We start from the raw sequence: 611 nt of genomic DNA, 5'->3' as shown, positions 1-611 counted from the left end.
GGATATCCTCCCTCCATCATATGTTGACATGAGAGCTCTCGTGTTCAGGGTGCCCCAAAATCCTGGATGGAGGCAAAAGATCAGCTATAAGGGCAAGACCGAGGCCGTGAAAGAGAAGAGGAAGATCGATGCTCGAACTCTTCCTAGGGATGCCTATGATTACAGATTCCACACTTCATTTCAGCAGGACTTCTATGAGTCTGTAATCATTACCAAGAACAAGCCCACGGTAATTTCTCATTGGATTGACTGGACCTATATGGAGGTAAAGTATGACGCGATCTTTGATGAGGTAGTGGCCGCTTGTAGAGGCAAGCACTTGAGGGATGTCATATCTTTCCAAAAGAATTGGAACAATGAGATAATAGCTCAATTTTTTGCCACATTGTATGTTGAGGATCGGGGGGACACAAGAATATTTCATTGGATGACCAGCGGTGTATGATTACCTTTGAGCAGTTTACTAGACTTTTTGAATTTGGGCAAAATGTTGCAAATCGCCACAAGATTCACTATGCACTCCACTTTGATGCAAGCAAAATGAGGTTCATGTTTCCTAGAAACAAAAGAGGGAGTGTGAGAACGACTACGGATCTACTTCCCTTTTATGC

Annotated in this window: 1 protein-coding gene; it reads left to right on the top strand. The window is 43.4% G+C overall.

The window, feature by feature from the left end:
- Nucleotides 1-445, top strand: a 445-nt coding sequence (locus ACQY5W_RS13325) for a hypothetical protein (RefSeq protein ID WP_428025456.1), incomplete at its 5' end; no start/stop codon positions are given.
- Nucleotides 446-611 lie beyond the last annotated feature (166 nt).

The sequence above is a fragment of the Arcobacter sp. genome, from assembly GCF_050300555.1.
In the GTDB taxonomy this organism is placed as follows: domain Bacteria; phylum Campylobacterota; class Campylobacteria; order Campylobacterales; family Arcobacteraceae; genus Arcobacter.
The sequence above is the reverse complement of the archived record's forward strand: the minus strand, read 5'-3'. Positions and strand labels throughout refer to the sequence as shown.